Origin of the sequence: Undibacterium sp. (genome assembly GCF_030683615.1) — a bacterium.
In the GTDB taxonomy this organism is placed as follows: Bacteria; Pseudomonadota; Gammaproteobacteria; order Burkholderiales; family Burkholderiaceae_D; genus Undibacterium; species Undibacterium umbellatum.
Window position 1 is genome coordinate 1 of the sequence record NZ_JAUXQE010000025.1, and the last position, 20,771, is coordinate 20,771.

Below are 20,771 nucleotides of genomic sequence, written 5' to 3' on the forward strand. Positions count from 1 at the left end.
CGCCTGGTCGCCAATCAGGCGTATCGGTTTTTCATCGAGCTTGGCGGTATGGATGTAATCAAAAATGATTTCAGTATTAAAACGTTCTGCGTGTTGCAAAAACCGCTGCATCAGTTCAGGGCCTTGTACGCCCATAGGGTCGGCGGGCCAGTTTTCGACGTCAGTCGTGGTCATCAACTGGCCGCCTTGTTCTACACCCGTGATCAGCACAGGGTTCAAATTGGCGCGGGCAGCATACACAGCAGCAGAATAGCCTGCAGGGCCAGAGCCAAGAATTAAGACGCGAGCATGTTTGGGTGTGGACATAGCAGACCTGATAAAAAGTTGAAGGAGTAGCTGAGTTGCTGGCAATAGATGGCGTTTTTCATGCAAATTTCAAGTTTTTTGCTGATTTTGCATCGTTATCCTGAGATAAGCCTAAATTATAGACTATCCTCACAGTGGTCGTCTTCCCGCCGTGGGCGCCAGGCTGGCATATCTGTTTCAACTGTTACAGCGCACATGTTTGGCGCATGCACGGCTTCATGCTATCTTGTCAGCTTTTGAAGGCTGTCCGAATGAGGTTGCTCTCTGTTTTATGACTACTGGTAACGAAGCTTATACTCGAAGCAAAAAAGCTGCTGCACCTGCAGCGCCGCCAAATCGCTTTTTGGTACTTTTGATGGAAGCGAAATGGATAGCGCTGGCCGCATTTTGCATTTGCCTGATACTGATCATGGCAAGTTACTCGACCCAAGACCCTGGCTGGTCAAGGTCGGTGGATATTCCGCGCATACAAAATGTAGCTGGCAAATTTGGTGCCTGGCTGTCCGATGTGCTGTTTTATGTATTTGGTATGTCTGCCTGGTGGTGGTGTGTATTTGCTTGCCGCCAGGTATGGATATCCTATAGCAATCTGTCGCAGAGGGTGAAGCTCAACCCTGAACCTGAAGAGGATGTAGGCTTCCCTGAAATTCTGGTCCGTAATGTCGGCTTTGGTTTGTTATTGGCAGGCAGCATGGGGCTGGAATATTTGCGCATGCATAGTCTCAAAGTGGCCTTGCCGCTGGGGCCAGGTGGGGTGCTGGGCGAGCTGATTGGCAATGCCGGTTTTGCCGCGCTGGGATTTACTGGTGCGACGCTGGCCTTGTTGTTGATGATAGCTCTGGGTATTAGCCTCTACTTCCACGTATCCTGGCTAACTATCGTTGAACGTATAGGGACAGGCATCGAATTGCTGTTTGTCTTTGTACAAAACAAGCATGAAGATGCCGAAGACAGGCGCGCGGGCCAGACCGCAGCCGTCAAGCGTGAAGAAGTCGTGGTACAGGAAAGAGCCAAGATAGTAGAGGCCGCACCTATCCGCATAGAACCGCAAGTAGTCGCCGTTCAGCGCTCTGAGCGCGTCGAAAAAGAAAAACAAGTATCTTTATTCAATGAGCTGCCAGATACCAATTTGCCGCCTTTGTCTTTGCTGGATGAGTCACCACCAGTCCAAGAAACTGTCAGCGTGCAAACCCTGGAATTCACCAGCCGCCTGATCGAGAAGAAACTCTCAGACTTTGGTGTCGATGCCAAGGTGGTGGCGGCCTATCCTGGTCCTGTCGTTACTCGTTATGAAATTGAGCCGGCTACCGGCGTCAAGGGTAGTCAGATCGTCAATCTGGCACGTGACCTGGCGCGTTCTTTGTCATTAACATCGATACGTGTGGTCGAGACCATACCCGGCAAGAATTTCATGGGCCTGGAATTGCCCAACCCCAAACGCCAGATCGTGCGCCTGACCGAGATTTTGGGGTCCAAGGTCTATAACGACAGCGCATCGAGCCTGACTGTGGCATTGGGCAAGGATATTGGCGGTCTTCCTATCTGTGCAGATTTGGCCAAGATGCCGCATTTGCTGGTGGCAGGTACGACAGGTTCCGGTAAATCTGTGGGTATCAATGCCACTATCTTGTCGCTACTGTATAAGTCAGATCCGAATGATGTGCGCATGATACTCATCGATCCAAAAATGCTGGAAATGTCAGTCTATGAAGGCATACCGCATTTGCTGGCACCAGTAGTCACTGACATGCGCCAGGCAGGCCACGCCCTGAACTGGGCGGTGGCAGAGATGGAGCGTCGTTACAAGCTGATGTCCAAGCTGGGTGTGCGTAATCTGGCTGGCTATAACACCAAGATTGCCGAGGCAACCCGCAAGGAAGTGCATATCCCCAATCCATTCAGTCTGACACCAGATGCGCCAGAGCCACTTGAAAAATTGCCAACCATCGTCATTATTATTGATGAGTTGGCTGATCTGATGATGGTAGTCGGTAAAAAGGTAGAGGAACTAATCGCCCGTATCGCGCAAAAAGCCCGTGCCGCAGGCTTGCATCTGATACTGGCGACGCAAAGACCATCAGTAGATGTGATCACCGGTCTGATCAAGGCGAATATCCCTACCCGTATCGCTTTCCAGGTTAGCAGCAAGATAGACTCGCGCACCATTCTTGATCAGATGGGGGCTGAAGCCTTGCTGGGTATGGGCGATATGCTCTACATGCCACCAGGCACAGGCTTGCCTATCCGCGTCCATGGTGCTTTTGTATCTGACGAAGAAGTGCATCGCGTGGTTGAATATTTGAAATCTCAAGGTGAACCAAATTACATAGAAGGCATACTGGAGGGTGGCACTTTGGAAGAAGGTGGTGAAGCGAGTGGAGAGAATGCAGGCGCAGGGGGTGGTGAAGCAGATGCGCTCTACGATCAGGCAGTTGCCATCGTACTCAAGAACCGCCGCGCCTCGATCTCGCTGGTTCAACGACATTTACGTATCGGTTACAATCGCGCCGCCCGTTTGCTGGAACAAATGGAACAAAGCGGTGTCGTATCTACCATGCAGTCTAATGGTAACCGCGAAATCCTGGTCCCAGCCGGGAACACAGCAACAGAGTAGCAATAGAACAGGACAATCAGTGAAGAAACAAACTACCATGATGGCAAAGATAGCAGCTGGCGTCATCGCGCTGGCCCTGATGCCAGCGCTGGCATCAGCATCTGCAGTTGATCAATTCAAGTCTTTTGTCACTAATAATAAAAGTGCTAGGGGGGAATTTACTCAGCAACAAGTAAAAATGGTCGATGGCAATCCCAAGATCAGCAAAACTACCAGTGGCAATTTTATCTTCTCCCGGCCAGGCAAGTTTATCTGGGCGTATACCAAGCCTTATGAGCAAATCTTGCAAGCCGATGGTGATAAATTGTACATCTACGACAAAGACTTAAACCAGGTCACCGTCAAGGCGCTGGGCAATGCGCTTGGCTCAAGTCCGGCGGCTATCTTGTTTGGTAGTGCTGGCACGGCAGATCTGGATAAAAATTTCAGCTTCAAGGAAGTCGGTGCCAAACAAGGCATGGAATGGCTGGAAGCCACTCCCAAAGCCAAAGATACGCAGTTTGAACGCATCGGTATAGGCATGAAAGATGGTGTGCCTGTGGCGCTGGAATTGCGTGATAATTTTGGTCAATTTTCCATATTGACGTTGAAAAATCTGGAAAAAAACCCCAGTCTGAAACCAGATGAATTCAAGTTTATTGTACCCGCTGGTGCTGATGTATTTCGCCAATAGATGAGTATGTTGCACAATAATACGCGCAAAAAGCCTGCACCACTGGCAGAGCGCATGCGCCCGGCCACGCTGGATGATGTCATAGGCCAGCAGCATATCCTGGGCGAGGGCAAGCCTTTGCGCGTGGCATTTCAATCAGGTGAACCACACTCCATGATATTGTGGGGGCCGCCAGGCGTGGGCAAGACTACGCTGGCGCGTCTGATGGCTGATGCTTTTCTATGTGAATTCATCGCCTTGTCGGCAGTTTTGTCTGGTATCAAGGACATACGCGAAGCAGTAGAGCGCGCGCAGATATTGCAGGCAACTTCGCATCGCAGAACCATCCTGTTCGTTGATGAAGTCCATCGTTTCAACAAGAGCCAGCAAGATGCCTTCTTGCCGCATGTGGAAAGTGGCTTGTTCACCTTCATCGGTGCAACGACGGAAAATCCATCGTTTGAAGTCAATAGCGCCTTGCTTTCGCGTGCTTCAGTATATGTCTTGAAGTCACTGACCGATGAAGATCTGACGGCCATGGTGGTACGCGCCTGCGAGTGTGAACTGGATGGCTTGAAATTGACGGCCGAAGCAATGGCCAGCCTGGTGTCCAGTGCCGACGGTGATGGTCGCAAATTGCTGAATAATCTCGATATCGTTGCCCATGCGGCGGTCGCCAAGCATCTTGATACTGTAGACCAGGGTTTGCTCGGTGAATGCCTGGGCGATGCCTTGCGTCGCTTCGATAAAGGCGGCGATGCCTTCTATGACCAGATTTCTGCCCTGCATAAATCAGTGCGCGGCTCCAATCCTGATGCAGCCCTGTACTGGCTGGTGCGTATGCTGGATGGCGGTGCCGACCCACGCTATATGGCCAGACGCATCGTGCGCATGGCCTCGGAAGACATCGGCCTGGCTGATCCACGCGCTTTGCGTATTTGCCTCGATGCGGCAGAAACCTACGAAAGACTGGGTTCACCCGAAGGCGAACTGGCCCTGGCAGAAGCGGTAATCTATCTGGCTTGTGCTGCCAAATCGAATGCAGTCTATAAAGCCTACAATGCCGTGCGCGCCATGGTTGCCAAAGACAAGTCACGTGTCGTGCCAGAACATTTACGCAATGCCCCGACCAAGCTCATGAAGGAACTGGGCTATGGCAAATTGTACCGCTATGCCCATGATGAGCCAGATGCCTATGCAGCAGGTGAGACCTATCTGCCAGAAGGATTGGAAAACGAATCCTGGTATCACCCTGTACCACGTGGGCTGGAAATCAAGATAGCAGAAAAACTCGCCTATTTACGTAGTCTGGATGATCAAGCTAATAAGTAGTGCCTCAGCAAACCAAATATCTTATCAAGGATAATCATGCATAAACCCTTTACCGCAAGCATATTGCTATTGTCCCTGGTTGGCAGTGCCTATGCCCAGTCAGAAGAGCAGCGCAGTACCCTGGCTGACCAGAAAGAAGTCGCGGTCACGATCTACAATGAAAACCTTGCACTGATCAAGGATCAGCGCAAGCTGCCTTTGAAGCGCGGAACAAGCGCGCTGGCTTTCCGTGATGTCAGTGCCAAAATGCGTGCTGAAACTGCTTTGCTGCGCAGCCTGTCAGCCCCAGGCAGTTTGTCAGTTGTGGAGCAAAATTTTAATTTTGATTTGCTGACTCCGCAAAAACTGCTGGAAAAATATGTAGGCCGCAATGTCAGCATCGTCCGCACCAACCCGGCAACTGGTGTAGAGACCACAGAATCTGCACAAGTCTTGTCAGCCAACAATGGCGTGGTGTTGAAGATAGGCGACCGCATAGAAACCGGTATGCCAGGCCGCATCATTTATCCAGATGTACCAGCAAATTTGCGTGATCGCCCGACTCTGGTCATGGCACTCGATAACAACGGTGCACAGCAACAGGATGTAGAACTCAGCTACCTGACTGGCGGTTTGTCCTGGAAGGCAGATTATGTCGTCGAACTGAATGCTGCTGATGACAAGCTTGATATTTCAGGCTGGGTCACGCTGGGCAATACTAGTGGCACGACATACCGCAATGCCAAGTTGCAACTGGTGGCGGGTGACGTCAATCAGGTGACGCAAAGAATAGAAGTTGCTGGAAGTGCTATCAAAATGGATGCCCCTAAAGCCATGATGGCCAAAAGAGCCATGGCAGAAGAATCTTTGTTTGAGTACCATCTCTACACGCTGGACAGACCAACCACTATTGCAGAGAATCAGACCAAACAAGTAGCCTTGCTGAGTGCTTCTGGCGTACCCGCCCGCAAGGAGTTGCTGCTGGCAGGTAGTGACTATTACTACCAAAGCAGTTACGGTGATCTTGGTCAAAAAATGAAGATAGGTGTCTTTGTCGAATTCGACAATAAAGAAGCTTCTCAATTGGGCATGCCTTTACCCAAAGGTGTAGTGCGAGTTTACAAAAAAGATGGCGCAGGCAATGCCCAGTTCATTGGTGAAGACAGTGTTGATCACACACCAAAGAATGAAAAAGTTCGCCTCAAACTGGGCGAAGCTTTTGATGTGACGGCAGACAAGAAGCAGACAGACTTCAAAAAACTAGCAGGAACAGGCAAATACAATTATGTATTTGAGAGTGCCTATGAGCTGGTATTGAAGAATGCAAAGAAAGAAGCCGTCGTCGTTACCGTGCAAGAACCCATGCCGGGTGACTGGCAAGTCTTGAACAGCAGCCACCCTTATACCAAGAGCGCCAGCAATACTGCGGTATGGAAAATCAGCGTACCTGCAGAGGGTAATACCAAGCTGACTTACCGTAGCTTGGTCAGGTATTGATGTAAAGGTACGATGTAAGAACGGCATTTCTCCTTATCTGAAAATAGGGGAAATGGCCATCCCTTGATACAATAATCAATTAGCTTAGTTCACTGCACTTAAAATCATGATAGATATTCAACTTTTGCGCAAAGATGTAGCCAATGTGGCAGCGCGCCTGGCTACCCGAAAGTTCCAGCTGGATGTAGAGACATTTAATGCCCTCGAAGCCGAACGCAAGCAAATCCAGTCCCGTACTGAAGAGCTGCAAGGCAAAAAAAATACCATCTCCAAACAGATCGGTAATCTGAGAAGCAAAGGTGAAGATACTTCCGCATTGATGGCTGAAGCCGCCAGCATTCCAGAAGAGTTGAAAGCATCAGAAGCGCATTTGAGTGATTTGCAAGTACGCATGAGTGCATTCTTGCAAACCATCCCAAATCTGCCTCATGAATCCGTTGCTGTCGGTGAGGATGAAACGGGTAATGTGGAAGTGCGCAAAGTTGGTACGCCACGCGCTTTTGATTTTGAAGTCAAAGACCATGTGGACATCGGTTCTGCCCTGGGTCTGGATTTTGAAACTGCAGTCAAACTGACAGGTTCCCGTTTTTCAGTCATGAAGGGTGGCATGGCGCGCTTGCATCGTGCACTGGCCCAGTTCATGCTCGACATGCAAACGCTGGAGCATGGCTATACCGAAATGTATACACCTTACATGGTGAATGCTGATTCCATGCGCGGCACGGGTCAGTTGCCCAAATTTGAAGAAGACTTGTTCGCAGTGAAAAAAGGCGGACAAGAAGGCACAGGCGAGACCTTTTACCTGATCCCGACTTCAGAAGTCACATTGACGAACACGGTACGCGACGAGATACTGGCTGCAGATGTCTTGCCTATCAAAATGACGGCACACACACCATGCTTCCGTTCTGAAGCGGGTAGCGCAGGCCGCGATACCCGCGGCATGATACGTCAGCATCAATTCGACAAAGTCGAAATGGTACAAATCGTACACCCAGAAAAGTCCATGGAAGCCCTGGATGAAATGGTGAGCCATGCTGAAGCTGTTTTGACCAAGCTGGAGCTGCCTTACCGCGTCATGAGCCTGTGTACTGGTGATATGGGCTTTGGTGCCTGCAAGACTTTCGATCTGGAAGTGTGGCTACCAGCGCAGAATACTTACCGCGAGATTTCTTCCATCTCGAATATGTTCGACTTCCAGGCGCGCCGCATGCAAGCCCGCTTCCGCAACGCCCAGGGTAAGCCTGAGCTGGTGCATACCCTGAACGGTTCTGCGCTGGCGGTTGGCCGTACTCTGGTGGCGGTGCTGGAAAACTATCAGCAGGCTGATGGCTCTGTCGTCATTCCTACAGCTTTGCGCCCATATATGGGTGGTTTGGAAAAACTGGCACCAGCAGCTTAAGCAGTCTTTATTTCAATAAAAAACGCTTCACTAAATAAAGTGAAGCGTTTTTTTTGTTTGCGTGACTGGTTTACCCAACCAGCAAATCCATCTCAGAGCGGCGGTCAACAAACAAGCTATTGCCATGAATTTTCTTTGCCTGCTTCTTGGCATCTGAAGCAGCGATAGAAATCTGGTGGTGGGAGTAATAACGATTTGCTCTGGATTTCACCACGCCCAAAGACAAGCTGACGAGTGGATAAAAAACTTTTTTCCCCTGCCTGTCTTCACTCAGGTAGCCACCGCGGTCCCGGTCTTCATTACTGTAAAAATCATAGATGGCAGCAGCAAAGCTTGCCAGTATCGCCTGACAGCGTACTTCCCAATCCGCACTACGAAACAGGATGATGAAATCATCGCCGCCAATGTGTCCAATAAAATCCAGTTGCGGATCAGAATGTCTTTTTAGGACTTCACTGGTCATTTGTATGATGTCATCACCCCGGCGATAACCGTAGACATCATTAAATGGCTTGAAATGATCAAGGTCGCAATAGCATGCGCAGAAAGTCTGGTCCTTTTGCAGTAATACGTCGATGTGTTCATTGATAGGTACATTGCCTGGTAATTGCGTCAATGGATTGGCATAACGCGCCGCATTGATTTGCATTTGCGTGATCTCGCGCATCAAATCCGGCCCGCTGCCCATACCTATATAGCGCCCCTGGTCGGTGATGATAATGCCATTGATCAAATGTTCAGGATTAGCTTCCACGATAATATGGCTGACATCCTGCATGCTGGTATTTTTATCGACGATAACAGGATGCGCTTCCATGAAAACCGTACACGGTTTCTTGCCATATAACTCGCGCTGATAGGGGCGGGCAAAGCGATCTATCATATGATAACGGTTGATCAGTCCAACTGGAACACCATCGTCTACCACTGGAATGATTTGCAATTTGGGATGCTGCAAAAAGATATCATCGACCTGGTTGTTCAGCATGCGTGAAGAAATAGTTGGTGGTGTCTTTAATATTTTTTCTACCGTAGCAGTTTGCTCAAAACTGCCAAATGCGCGCCGCGCAGCCTGATACGGGTTCGCCGTCAATACCCGCGCCACTTCGGCCGACACTGCACGCGCCGGAGTAGGGTGGGGGCGGGCAATATGGTAACCTTGCCCGCAAGCGACACCCAGGTCACGCACAGCCAGTAACTCGGCATGCGTTTCTATGCCTTCTGCAACTACCCGCGTTCCCGATTTTTCAGCAATGCTTTGGATAGAGCGCACGAACTGTGCCTTGACCGGATCATGATCTATGCCCTGAATAAAATGCATGTCGATCTTGACGTAGTCAGGTTTTAACTCCGACCACAGGCGCAGGCTGGAAAATCCTTCGCCCAGGTCATCAATCGCAATCTCAAAACCCATCTCGCGATAATGTATGACTGCTTCACACAGCAAGGCATAGTCATGCGTGGGTTGGTACTCGGTCAACTCGATGATGACACGTTCAGGATTTATGCCCAACTCATGAATATAATCCAGTGTTTCACCGTAGCGTACATCTCTTTGCAGCAAGCATTCTGGACTGACATTCAAAAACAACTTGCCTGGCAATTTTTGCGCGGCAAATTGCTCCAGCACGATACGGCGGCACAGGTGCTCTACAGTTACCGTCAAGTTATTATCCCATGCTGCTTTGAACAAATTGACAGGCGAGTGTAAGGGGCTATCCGATGGGCCGCGTATCAGACCCTCATAGCCGAGAATATCGCCATTTTGCATTTGCACTATGGGTTGGAAGCGCGCGGTCAGTAGCCTTTGCTCAATGATGCGCTCTAACTGCGCCAGCATCAAAGATGCTGATAGTGCGCCAAATTGATCAATGTCCTGCCCTGATACCAGGTTTTGTTGAGACAAATAATCCATAGTATCCCCCACTAAACTACTTTCCATTGAAGCCAAGTCCTGAATTGATACGAGTAAGCGCCACTGCAGACGCAAGTCGCCTAACTTATTGCATTGCACCAGAATATAGTCTTGCTTTATGACATCTTCATGTCGTCTTGCTTTGCGGCAATTCAAAACTGATAGACGTGCCAAAACACTCATTTTGATTTGGGCAGTTTTTTTGCTATAATCTAAGGCTTCGTTTAATAGCGAACAACCAAAGCCGGAGAGGTGGCAGAGTGGTTGAATGTACCTGACTCGAAATCAGGCGTAGGGTCAAACCTATCGGGGGTTCGAATCCCCCCCTCTCCGCCAAGACAAGTTTTAAGAAGTCCAAGAACGTGCAGAAAGCCCGCCATTCTCCTAGTGAGAACGCGGGTTTTTTGTTTTATAATCCCCTTTAACGTCCAGTGATATCCTGTTGCTTTGTGGGTAATTTCAGGGTGCAAGTCGGATCGCTCAAGGGGAATACTCGCGCTCGCCAAGCCGCTGACAGATGTTGAGCCTAAAAACGCCAAGGCCAGGGACAAGCCCTATAAGCTGGCAGGTGGCGGCAGGCTGTTTTTGCTGATCAACACGGCATTGAGAACCGGAACCCGGCCGCAGACCACAAAGACGTGCTTAAACCCTCCATCTCAGGTCACTTCCCTACCATCGCCCGCAAAGTACTCCCGCCGTTTCTCGCCGCCATACGTAAAAACAATGCGCGCCTTTACATGTCAACCCGTGTCGCCATTCGCTTAATGCTCTTGATCTTCGTCAGAAGCAGCGAGCTACGCACTGCGCCCTGGAGCGAGATCAATTTAAATACCGGCGAATGGATCACCCCCTGGCAACGCATGAAGCGCGGCAAGCTCGCGGTTGCGCCTGATACCACTGATCACCACGTCTGCCTACCGCGTCAAGGCCTGGAGCTGCTACGCGAGCTAAGGACCTACACAGGTGGCAGCCCCTACCTTTTCCCCAGTCAACGCGACCACCACAAACCCATGGGCGGCGACGCTATCCGCATGGCACTTAACCGCATGGGCTATGAAGGTAAGATGACCACGCATGGTTTTAGAGCCTTAGCCATGACTACCTTGAAAGAAAGCCTGGGCTATCTTCATGAAGTCGTGTATAGACAGCTCGCCCACGCACAGAAAGACAAAATCGCCAGTGCCTACGACAGAGCGCAATTTTTAGAAGAGCGCAAAAAGATGATGCAGCGCTGGGCAGATTATTTAGACGGGGTAGAGGGGGGAGCCGTGATTGCTGGGCGGTTTGGGCAGTCAGCCGCGTAGATGCGAATCAGCAAAGAATCAGCAGCACACAAGTTTAACCATGCTTACCGCGACGGCGGGAAAACAAGCATTGCCCCTTTTTGCTGGCTGGCATGGTTTCCATTTTTAAAGGGCTAAGGGGAAATGAATTGGGATTTCTATTTCAATTAAAAGCTTGGTTATCTTTAGAGGAAGCCGCCAAACATCTAACAATCGTTTTTGGTGAAAATGTTACCGAAATCGACGTTTTGAGGTTAGGCCTAGATGGGCACTTGAAACTTTCAGTCAACATTGCAAATGGCACAACAGTCCGAAAAGGAACAGTCGTTGATTTTGAAAATGCAATCTGGGGTGAGTTTCCAATAGAAATGACCGCAGCACTTAAGAACATTCCTGTTGAAGCGATAGGAAAACCTATAACTTACATGAAAAGCCTCAATATTGATGGCGAGCGATTCTTGAATTTAAGTGACGAAATAGTGACCATTTCAGGCATATGGGATCTTCCCTTGATCGGAGGTGAGAGACTAGACTTGGAGCACAGAATTTACATGAGCACAGATGGTATCGAAATCACGAGTATGAATATCGATGGCGCTTTCATCTCTAATGGCGACACAATAATGTGTCAACTAATGGAAAGCTTCGACCACAACGAATACCAACGTGGCTCAACTGCCCAGCTAAAATTAATTGAGCAAAAAATAATCGAAGAGAATGTCGACGAAACGAAAGCAAATGACATGAGGCTCGCGTATCAAACATCGCGAACGGAGTATCTAGAGAAAAGAAAGAAATATAAGCAAGAGGATGACTACTATCCTCGTGGCGGACTTCCAGAAGATTGCATTTTTGTTGTACGAACCGAAGCACTCGCAGAACTTGAGAACAGCATCAGGAAAAACGAACACTCAAAAACACTGGATGAGAACACTAAGCCTTTAGGTGCTCGAGAACGCAACAATCTATTGAAGGTCATTGCAGCGCTTTGCAAAGAGCAAAATTTAAGTTTAGATATGCCATACAAAGCGGCAACCATTGTAGAGAACCAAATTAAATCAATCGGTCACTCGCTAGGAATCGACACGATTGCATTGATACTCAGTGAAGCACAAAAAATCACGAAAGCGGCAAAAAAATCCTAATTAGGTAAGCTATTTCCTAGTTAGGATTAGCATTCTTTATTCACCGAATAGTCGCATTTAATCTCTCTATACACCGCATTAACTCAGCGGGGACAACGTAGAAAGAAACAGTATGACTATGCAAACCATCATCCGCCTACCGCAAGTAAAACAGCGCACAGGCTCATCATGCAGCATCATCTATTCCCTGATAAAAGACGGGCAGTTCAAACCACCGATCAACCTGGGCGCACGCGCCGTGGGTTGGCTGGAAAGCGATGTTTCGGGATTTATCGAAGCACGCGTCAAAGCATCGCGCAAGGCATAAGGGGAGCAACATGGACAAAAAAAATACCCCCAGCTTACGCAAAGAGGCATTGGAAAAGATTCGTGACAAGCATAGCGGCACTGACACAGATACGCTGCCATCGCCTGCTAGTCGCCATGCAAACCCTTGGTGGCGTCTCTACCATCGAGGCAAACATGCATCTCGACATTCTCCACCCACCAGCGCGCAAATTGAATTTGATTGAGCGAGGGCATATCGTCGATTTGGTGTGGGTGTATGAAGAAAGCGCCTGCGGCAAAGTGCATCGCGTGGGAAAGTACATCTACGGCGGCAAAGCGTCTTACTCTTTGTTTGATACGCCGGATGATGAGGTGGTAGCATGAAGCCCACGTTCATCAGCGAGCTGGAATTGCTCTTAACGCGCTTTTCGTACCTAGGCATAGACGCTGGCATCGCCAGCATGGGATTGATCGAGCTATGGGGTGTCTATTGCTACCTGCGGCGACATGCTGATGGCTAGATCATGAGCCGATCTAAAGACCGCGTATAAAAAGCGACAAAGGAAGCGAGGGGCGATGGCACATTTCTTCCTTTGCCGCTTGATGTGCTGAAAAGCCAGGCACTTGCAACGCGATTGATCGTGTTAAGCAGCGCCCATGCTAGTACGCCCGTCGCTTCAAGATTGAGAATCTTCCTTGTTCTGCCTGGTTTTTGCGCCGCCGGCTATTTTGCAGTAGCGATGGACCGCATTTATTAATCAACTGCAAGAGGAATAGACGCACTCACATGACTGCAAGTAGATACGCACTCTCTACGTGGAACTACTTAGCGGGTATTCTTGCTTGTACAAATAACATACAATTACGCGACATTTGGCAGAAATTCTTTTCGACCCCTCTTCGTATAATCGCTTCTTGAAATAGTACTCATCTGTTGAGCATTTTTTTTGCGTAATAGTTGAGCACCCGATACGAGCGAATCAAGGTGTTTCTCTTTGCAGCGGCCTGCATTTATTTGCCGTGGCAAGAACGCAGTACATTTTTTTTGTACTGGGAAAAATTAAAAATTAATCTTGTTTGAATGCTTTGCATTCAAAGCGCCCTTTTTGGGGAATCTACATATCACCTTTGCTTTAGCGAAGGGATGGCTTTTTGTGACCATGATTATGGCGCACATTTTTTGAATCGACATTTTTAATGAATCCTCACGCAGTACCCTCTATTACGCCTTATAGCTTGCTAGTTTCATTGAGACAGCATCGCAGACTCATAGTGAGTTTGATCCAGCGAGAAGTGTTGATCCGTTATCAGGGCTCATTGTTGGGACTGTTGTGGTCTTTCTTTAATCCCGTGCTGATGCTGGCCGTGTATACCTTTGTATTTAGCGTGGTGTTCAAGGCGCGCTGGACAGGTGGATCTGACTCCAAGACTGAGTTTGCCCTGGTTTTGTTTGCTGGCCTGATGGTGTTTGGCTTGTTTTCTGAATGCGTCAACCGTTCGCCATCTCTGGTCGTCAGTAACGTCAATTACGTCAAGAAAGTCATCTTCCCGCTGGAGATTTTGCCTGTGGTTGCCATGGGGGCAGCCTGTTTTCATTTATTGATCAGCTTGACTGTCTGGTTGATTTTTTACTCGATATTTTTTGGCATTCCGCCTGCGACCATTTTCTATTTGCCAGCAGTGTTGTTGCCTTTGGTGCTCTTGAGTTTGGGCTTGAGTTGGTTGCTGGCTTCGCTAGGAGTATTTATTCGTGATATCCATCAGGTTGTTGGTGTTGCTGTCTCAGTGCTGACTTTTTTGTCGCCCGTGTTTTATCCGATAGTCGCCTTGCCTGAAGATTTTCGTGCGGTGGTGCAGTTGAGTCCTTTGACGCAGGTGATAGAGCAAAGTCGTGATGCCATGATTTGGGGTAAACACCTGGATTGGCAAAGCTGGCTGATTTATCTCTTCATTTCTGGTCTGATTGCCTGGTTGGGATTTGCCTGGTTTCAAAAAACGCGTAAGGGGTTTGCTGATGTTCTCTAAATTTGCTATCAAGGTAGAGCAACTGAGCAAGTGCTATCACCTTTACGACAAGCCGCAGGACAGGCTCAAGCAAATGCTGCTGTCACGCGCCAAAACTTATTACCGAGAATTCTGGGCCTTGCGCGACGTGTCCTTCGAGATTGCGCCAGGTGAAACAGTGGGCATCATAGGCCGTAATGGCAGTGGCAAGTCCAGCCTCTTGCAAATGATATGCGGCACCTTGTCGCCGACCTCGGGCACAGTCACCACGCATGGCAGGGTCGCGGCCTTGCTGGAGCTGGGAGCAGGATTTAATACCGAATTTACCGGGCGTGAAAACGTTTTATTGAACGCAGCTATCCTCGGGTTTCCGCAAGAGCAGATGCTGGGTCGCATGGATGAAATTCTGGCGTTTTCCGAGTTAGGTGATTTCCTGGATCAGCCAGTCAAGACCTATTCCAGCGGCATGTACGCACGCCTGGCTTTTTCAATTGCCATTCACGTCGATCCGGAAATCCTGATCGTTGATGAAGCTTTGGCAGTTGGTGATGCTCGCTTTGTAGCCAAGTGCATGCGCCGTATCAAGGATATACAAAAGACCGGGGCCAGCATTCTGTTTGTCAGTCACGACGTCAGTTCGGTGCGCACCCTGTGCGACCGTGCCATCTGGCTGGACAAGGGCTGCATGCTGGAGCAGGGGGATGTCTTTCCTGTTACCGGGCGCTATATGGAAATGATGTTCCAGGATGATGATGCGGCCACTAACGAAGATGAGAAAGTGCAGGCAGTTGCCAGCATCTCCATGTCTGGCGGAGATTTGCCTGGTATCAGAGGGAGTTTGCATAGTGCAGAAGAAGTCGCTCTGGATAGTCGTCCCACGACTCACTGGGGATCACACAAGGGCTTGATACTTTCGGCGTCTGTGCTAGATACAAACGGCGCACGCAGGGATGTACATGAATGGGGTAGTGAACTGGATGTCAAAATCAGTTTGCGCATACCAGCAAACATCTCGCGAGAACATTTAAGTATTGCCGTATCCATCAAGGATTTAAAAGGCAGTGATCTTATCGTATCGACGACGCATGATTTTGCAGCGATGCGCTTGCCCGATGCTGAACAATTTGAAGTCAGCTTCAAGCTTACCAATCCCTTGGTCACTGGTAAGTATCTGCTGGTGGCAGCGGTAGAAAACCGTCTGCACAGGGATATTCATTATTACGAATACATAGAGGGTGCGCATTATTTCTCTTCTCTGGCCGATCAGCGTTTCTTTGGTTTGTTCCAGCCGCCGATTGAGCAAGAGGTAGTTGTGCCAACCGTGAGTGCCAGGCAACAAGTATTGGCAGCCTAGTCGAAATCAAAGTAGCAGTACACATCAGTGATAGATAGTAAAAACATGCAAACAGAAATTAATTCCCGTGCGTATTGGGATACGCGATTTGGCAATGATTGGTTGGCCTGCAAGGGCGACCAGCAATCGCGCTTCTTTGCCAGAGTGGCCATTCAACATCTGCCGTCCTGGTTACTGGATCAAATCCGCCAGCAAGATTTGAATCTGGCAGATTGGGGCTGCGCCCAAGGCGATGGCACGGATGTCTGGGCCAGCTATGTGGCTTGTGAAAAAATCACTGGCGTGGATTTTTCTGCTTCAGCGATTCAACAAGCCAGCACGCGTTACCCAGGTTTGCATTTCGTGAATAGCAACTGGCTGGAGCAAGCCGCGACTGGGCAGGATAATTTTGATCTGGTATTTTCTTCGAATACGTTGGAGCATTTTCATCAACCCTACCAGGTTTTGCACACCATCAGTCAACGTGCCAGGAAAGCAGTTGTACTGGCTTTGCCTTATCGCGAACTGCAACGCGATAGCGAGCATTTTTATTCTTTTCTTCCTGAAAACATACCGCTGCAACTGGAAAATGGTTTTAGCCTGATCTGGGCCAAGGTGGTCGATTGTCGCAATCTGGAAAATAGTTTGTGGCAAGGTGACCAGGTCATCCTGATGTATGCAGATACTGCCTGGACTAAAAAACTTGGCCTGCGCTTAAGTCAGGTACACGTGGCGCAACAGGATACACATTCTGAACTGAGTCAATTGCAAGAGGCACTAAGTAAAAATCAGTTGCTCTTGCAGCAGTTACAGCAAACGCAAGAAAAGCAGATCCTGGAAAACTCCCATCAGCAACAAATGCTAGGCCAGCATGAGCAATTCAGTCAGCAACAGCAACAAGCTCTTGCCAGATTGGTGGAGAAGTGCGAAAAAATCCAGCAGGATATGGATGCGCGCAATCAGGAAATTGCCATTCTCAATGAGAATTTGCAAAGCTGCGAACACGAATTGCAAGCGCAGATGAGCAAAGAGTCTGAAGCACAAACTGAAATTGCGATACGTGATGCGAAGTTGCAGCAGCTCAATGCCAGCCATCAGCAATTGTCAGAAAACCTGCATCAAAAAGAGCAAGACTATGCAAAATTATTGCAGCAACTTGATGTGCGCGATGCGCAAATGGCCAGGCTGAATCTGGATGTGCACGGCAAGGAAGAAGCCATCAAATCCTTGAAGCAGTCTTATTCCTGGATACTGACGCGGCCTTTGCGTTTCACTAAACAGTTTGTGCAAAGTCCCGGGCGTGCCTCGTATGACCTGGCAAAGTTTGTATTCTGGCGTTTGCCAGCAAAAATGCGCTGGGCGCTGCATGGCCCCAGGCATGACTTTGTACGCTGGGTGCGTACTGCGCCAGCAAGCAATGGTGCCGCGCCTCAGGCATTTGTTGCTGGGCTGCCTGCAGCCACGCCGGCTGCGGGCAATGCCGTCGTAACGAAATCAACAAACAAGGATTTGAGCTGGCCCGAGTTTCAGCAACAAGTGTTGTCACATCGCGCTGATTACAAAGGCATCTTCGTGCAAGAACTGGTTATCGACTGGAATGTGCCGCTGTATCAACGTCCACAGCATATAGCCGCTGCCTTTGGCCGCCTTGGTTACCTGGTGATTTATCGCACCGACAACTGGGCTGGAGATGATGTGCAGGGTTGCAGGGAAGTGGTGAAAAATGTCTGGATCACCAATCGTCATGAAGTCAATCAATTGCAGGATGTGACGCGCTCCCTGTATTCGACTGCATATGCGAACACCCCCGAACTGCTGCTGGAAAATGGCAAGCGTGGCACCCTGGTCTATGAATACATAGATCACATTGATCCGCAAATCAGTGGCGATGCAGAAAATGTGCGGCGCTTGTTGGCGCTGAAAGATTTTGCTTTCAATGGCGGTGCCGATTATGTCGTGGCATCCGCCAGGAAACTGGAAGCTGAAGCCATTGCTGCCGTCGGTGCAGACAAGGTCATCCTCGCGCAAAACGGTGTGGATACCATGCACTATCGCCACCCCAAGCATTTGAGCACGCCATTGCCACAAAATTTGAAAAGCTTCCGCAGCAAGTACAGCAAAGTGGTTGGTTATTTTGGCGCGCTGGCCCCCTGGCTCTGGTATGAGGCGGTGGCCGATCTGGTCACTAGTCGCCCTGATCTTGGCTTTGTATTTATCGGACCTGATTATTACGGTGGTTCAGAGAAATTGCTTAAAGCCGACAATCTTTTGTATATGGGCACGGTTGATTACCAGATATTGCCAGCCTATGCGCGCCAGTTTGATGTCTGCTTTATCCCGTTCGCACCAGGTGAAATTGCCCGTACGACTTCACCACTCAAATTGTTTGAATACTTTGCCCTGGAAAAACCTGTCGTCGTTACCAGGGACATGGAAGAGTGCGTCGCTTTTGAAGAAGTATTTTCCGGCAATAGCGTGGAAGCACTCAGCGATGCGCTGGATGCGGCCTTTGCGGTAAAAGACGACCCTGTATTTACCCAGCGCCTGGCGCAATTGGCAGACGCCAATGATTGGGATTGCCGTGCCAGAGCCATGGAGAAAGCCTTTGAAAAGGCTTGATAGTCATTGAATATCATTTTCAGAAATTTCTGAATCAGAAAGAAAACATCATCATGAAAAAAATACTGTGTGTCGTCGGTACACGTCCTGAAGCCATCAAAATGGCTCCGGTAATATTGGCCTTGCAACAGCAGCCATGGGCGCAAGTGCGGGTATTGGCAACTGCCCAGCACCGCCAGATGCTGGATCAGGTATTGGCTTTCTTTGATATTGAAGCCGACATCGATTTGAACATGATGCGTCCGAATCAATCGCTGACCACGCTGACTGGCCGCATGTTGCTCGACCTGGATGAAGTCCTGCTGGCAGAAAAACCGGATGTAGTTCTGGTGCAGGGTGATACAACGACAGTGATGACGGTCTCGCTGGCTTGCTTCTATCACAGAATAGCCATAGGCCATGTGGAAGCTGGTTTGCGTACCTGGGACAGGGATAATCCATTTCCTGAAGAAATCAATCGCGTACTGACAGGCCGCCTCGCTCATTGGCATTTCGCACCTACCGAAAGCTCACGTCAAAATCTCTTGAAAGAAGGTGTGTCGGATGCAGACATTATCGTCACCGGCAATACTGTCATCGATGCACTCTTGATGACGGCTGAACGCGAACTGGACCTGGGCATAGACCTGGATGCCAGCAAGCGCCTGGTATTGGTGACTTCTCACCGGCGTGAAAATTTTGGTGAGCCTTTCGCGCATATCTGCCGCGCCATTCTGAAACTGGCGACAGATAACCCGGATGTGCAATTCCTATATCCTGTTCATCCAAATCCAAATGTTAAGGAAGTTGCCCATGCTACGCTGGGCAAGTGCGCCAATATACATTTATGTGAGCCACTGGACTATGCGCCATTTGTCGCTGCCATGAAACGCGCTTACCTGATCATCAGTGATTCTGGTGGAGTACAGGAAGAAGCACCCGCTCTGGCAAAACCTGTTTTGGTCTTGCGTGAAGAAACTGAGCGACCAGAGGCGGTAGAGCAGGGGGTAGTGAAACTGGTTGGTGCCAATTTTGAAAATATCGTCGCTGAAGCGCAAATCCTGCTGGACGATGAAGTAGCCTATCGTGCCATGGCCAGAGGGGTATCGCCTTATGGTGATGGCCTGGCTGCAGGACGTATCGTGCAAGTGTTGCAGCAACATTTTTCTGGTCATAAGTCGCCTGTACTTCAGGGGGTAGAAGTTGAGCTTGAGATTGAGCCTGCATGATGCGCCTCGTCTATTTCTCGCCAGTGCCCTGGCATAGCTTTGCACAAAGACCGCATCAGTTTGTACAGTGGTTTCATCAGCAATTTAAAGCCAGGGTGTTGTGGGTAGATCCTTATCCTACGCGCTTGCCAGGTATAGCTGATGTGCAACGCATTCTTGCAGCGAAAATGGCACAAAAGCCGCGCTCTTGTTCAACTGTGAAAACACAGGAAAATCCGCTCAAGGCAGACTGGCTGAAACTGGTGGAAGTGGCGGCACTGCCCATAGAACCATTGCCCGCATCAGGTTATTTGCATCAATGGATGTGGCGCAAGACCATGGCAGAGATAGACAGTTTCGTCGCTGGTGGCAGGGCGCAGATTGTGGTGGGCAAACCTTCCAAGCTGGCCTTGCAAGCCATGGCACGACATCCTGAATTGCCTTCCCTTTACGATGCCATGGATGATTTTCCTGCATTCTATGAGGGGATTTCCAGCAAGGCCATGGAATTTACTGAACGGCATCTCGCTGGCAGGGTGAATAAAATTGTCGTTTCCTCCAGTGCCGTATCGCGTTTTTCTGCACATGACGACAAACTCAGTTTGATTTTGAATGCCTGTGACAGTGATAATTTGCCGCCTGCATTGCCAAGATCCATACAGGCCCCTGTGTATGGCTATGTTGGCACCATAGGCCACTGGTTTGACTGGGAAGCAGTGGTGAGCCTAGCGTCCTCATTGAGCATCAGCGATCCGCAGGCCCGTGTCCGCTTGATAGGTCCTGTGTTCACGCCACCGCCATGCGCATTGCCTGACAATGTGCAAATCCTGCCGGCTTGCAGCCATGCGGAGGCAATGCGCGCGATGCAAAAATTTTCTGTAGGATTGATTCCGTTCAAGCGCAAACTGCTGACGGCATCGGTGGACCCTATTAAATACTATGAATACCGTTCTTTGGGGATACCGGTTTTGTCTTCCAACTTTGGGGAAATGTCCTTGCGGGCAGAAGAAGAGGGTGTGTTTTTGTATGATGAGTGCAGGGATTTTTCCAGCTTGCTAAAAAATTGCTTGCTACATCGCAGCAGCGCTGAGAGTTTGGCGCAGTTCAGGGTCAATAACTCCTGGCAAGCCCGGTTTGCTAGTTTGATCCCCCTGTTTGATGCCGGTATTGATCAAAGAGGGCGGAGAAGATCAACTGCCAAGCTTGAGCATTTTTCCTGGCAGGGGGCTTGAATCT

General features: G+C 49.4%; 17 protein-coding genes and 1 tRNA gene. 16 read left to right on the forward strand and 2 right to left on the reverse strand.

Features of this window, described 5'->3' with window-relative positions; translation table 11 throughout:
* Nucleotides 1–306, reverse strand: a 306-nt coding sequence (locus Q8K39_RS13750) for an FAD-dependent oxidoreductase (RefSeq protein WP_305261015.1), incomplete at its 3' end; no start/stop codon positions are given.
* A 271-nt stretch (nt 307–577) separates the two neighbouring features.
* On the opposite strand from Q8K39_RS13750, the gene Q8K39_RS13755 reads away from it, so the two are divergent.
* The 5 genes from Q8K39_RS13755 to serS all read left to right on the forward strand — a co-directional run bounded on the left by Q8K39_RS13755 (nt 578) and on the right by serS (nt 7,782).
* On the forward strand, nt 578–2,920 hold the full coding sequence (locus Q8K39_RS13755) for a DNA translocase FtsK (protein ID WP_305261016.1): 2,343 nt from the start codon (nt 578–580) through the stop codon (nt 2,918–2,920).
* Nucleotides 2,871–3,593: an outer membrane lipoprotein chaperone LolA gene (gene lolA, locus Q8K39_RS13760; protein ID WP_186954562.1), complete on the forward strand. Its 723-nt coding sequence runs from the start codon at nt 2,871–2,873 to the stop codon at nt 3,591–3,593. The genes Q8K39_RS13755 and lolA overlap by 50 nt, the downstream gene beginning before the upstream one ends.
* Nucleotides 3,594–3,599: 6 nt before the next feature.
* On the forward strand, nt 3,600–4,904 hold the full coding sequence (locus Q8K39_RS13765) for a replication-associated recombination protein A (RefSeq protein WP_305261020.1): 1,305 nt from the start codon (nt 3,600–3,602) through the stop codon (nt 4,902–4,904).
* A gap of 36 nt (nt 4,905–4,940) precedes the next feature.
* Nucleotides 4,941–6,380: a DUF4139 domain-containing protein gene (locus Q8K39_RS13770; RefSeq protein WP_186954564.1), complete on the forward strand. Its 1,440-nt coding sequence runs from the start codon at nt 4,941–4,943 to the stop codon at nt 6,378–6,380.
* A gap of 106 nt (nt 6,381–6,486) precedes the next feature.
* The gene (serS, locus tag Q8K39_RS13775; RefSeq protein WP_186954565.1) at nt 6,487–7,782 is read left to right on the forward strand and encodes a serine--tRNA ligase; all 1,296 of its coding nucleotides are present in this window, start codon (nt 6,487–6,489) and stop codon (nt 7,780–7,782) included.
* Between the two features lie 70 nt (nt 7,783–7,852).
* Here the strand turns inward: serS and Q8K39_RS13780 are convergent, their stop codons facing one another.
* On the reverse strand, nt 7,853–9,622 hold the full coding sequence (locus tag Q8K39_RS13780) for a GGDEF domain-containing protein (RefSeq protein WP_305261064.1): 1,770 nt from the start codon (nt 9,620–9,622) through the stop codon (nt 7,853–7,855).
* Between the two features lie 321 nt (nt 9,623–9,943).
* On the opposite strand from Q8K39_RS13780, the gene Q8K39_RS13785 reads away from it, so the two are divergent.
* The 11 genes from Q8K39_RS13785 (at nt 9,944) to Q8K39_RS13835 (ending at nt 20,767) form a co-directional block, all read left to right on the forward strand.
* Nucleotides 9,944–10,033 (forward strand) — tRNA-Ser (locus Q8K39_RS13785).
* Between the two features lie 302 nt (nt 10,034–10,335).
* Entirely contained in the window at nt 10,336–11,001 is a 666-nt protein-coding gene (locus tag Q8K39_RS13790; RefSeq protein WP_305261023.1) for a site-specific integrase, read from the forward strand.
* 92 nt (nt 11,002–11,093) lie between these two features.
* Nucleotides 11,094–12,125, forward strand: a complete 1,032-nt coding sequence (locus Q8K39_RS13795) for a hypothetical protein (protein WP_305261025.1) — start codon at nt 11,094–11,096, stop codon at nt 12,123–12,125.
* Between the two features lie 112 nt (nt 12,126–12,237).
* Nucleotides 12,238–12,432, forward strand: coding sequence for an AlpA family transcriptional regulator (locus Q8K39_RS13800; RefSeq protein ID WP_305261027.1), 195 nt, complete (start codon nt 12,238–12,240; stop codon nt 12,430–12,432).
* Nucleotides 12,433–12,494: 62 nt separating this feature from the next.
* The gene (locus Q8K39_RS13805) at nt 12,495–12,776 is read left to right on the forward strand and encodes a helix-turn-helix domain-containing protein (protein WP_305261029.1); all 282 of its coding nucleotides are present in this window, start codon (nt 12,495–12,497) and stop codon (nt 12,774–12,776) included.
* Nucleotides 12,773–12,913, forward strand: a complete 141-nt coding sequence (locus Q8K39_RS13810; protein ID WP_305261030.1) for a hypothetical protein — start codon at nt 12,773–12,775, stop codon at nt 12,911–12,913. The genes Q8K39_RS13805 and Q8K39_RS13810 overlap by 4 nt, the downstream gene beginning before the upstream one ends.
* A gap of 676 nt (nt 12,914–13,589) precedes the next feature.
* On the forward strand, nt 13,590–14,417 hold the full coding sequence (locus Q8K39_RS13815; protein ID WP_305261031.1) for an ABC transporter permease: 828 nt from the start codon (nt 13,590–13,592) through the stop codon (nt 14,415–14,417).
* On the forward strand, nt 14,407–15,750 hold the full coding sequence (locus tag Q8K39_RS13820; RefSeq protein ID WP_305261033.1) for an ABC transporter ATP-binding protein: 1,344 nt from the start codon (nt 14,407–14,409) through the stop codon (nt 15,748–15,750). The genes Q8K39_RS13815 and Q8K39_RS13820 overlap by 11 nt, the downstream gene beginning before the upstream one ends.
* Before the next feature lie 45 nt (nt 15,751–15,795).
* A complete protein-coding gene (locus Q8K39_RS13825; protein WP_305261035.1) occupies nt 15,796–18,348 on the forward strand; it encodes a methyltransferase domain-containing protein in 2,553 nt (850 codons plus the stop codon).
* 53 nt (nt 18,349–18,401) lie between these two features.
* Nucleotides 18,402–19,556: a non-hydrolyzing UDP-N-acetylglucosamine 2-epimerase gene (gene wecB, locus Q8K39_RS13830; RefSeq protein WP_305261036.1), complete on the forward strand. Its 1,155-nt coding sequence runs from the start codon at nt 18,402–18,404 to the stop codon at nt 19,554–19,556.
* Nucleotides 19,553–20,767 (forward strand): glycosyl transferase, encoded by a 1,215-nt coding sequence (locus tag Q8K39_RS13835; protein ID WP_305261038.1) that lies wholly within the window; start codon nt 19,553–19,555, stop codon nt 20,765–20,767. The genes wecB and Q8K39_RS13835 overlap by 4 nt, the downstream gene beginning before the upstream one ends.
* The last annotated feature ends 4 nt before the right edge of the window (nt 20,768–20,771 follow it).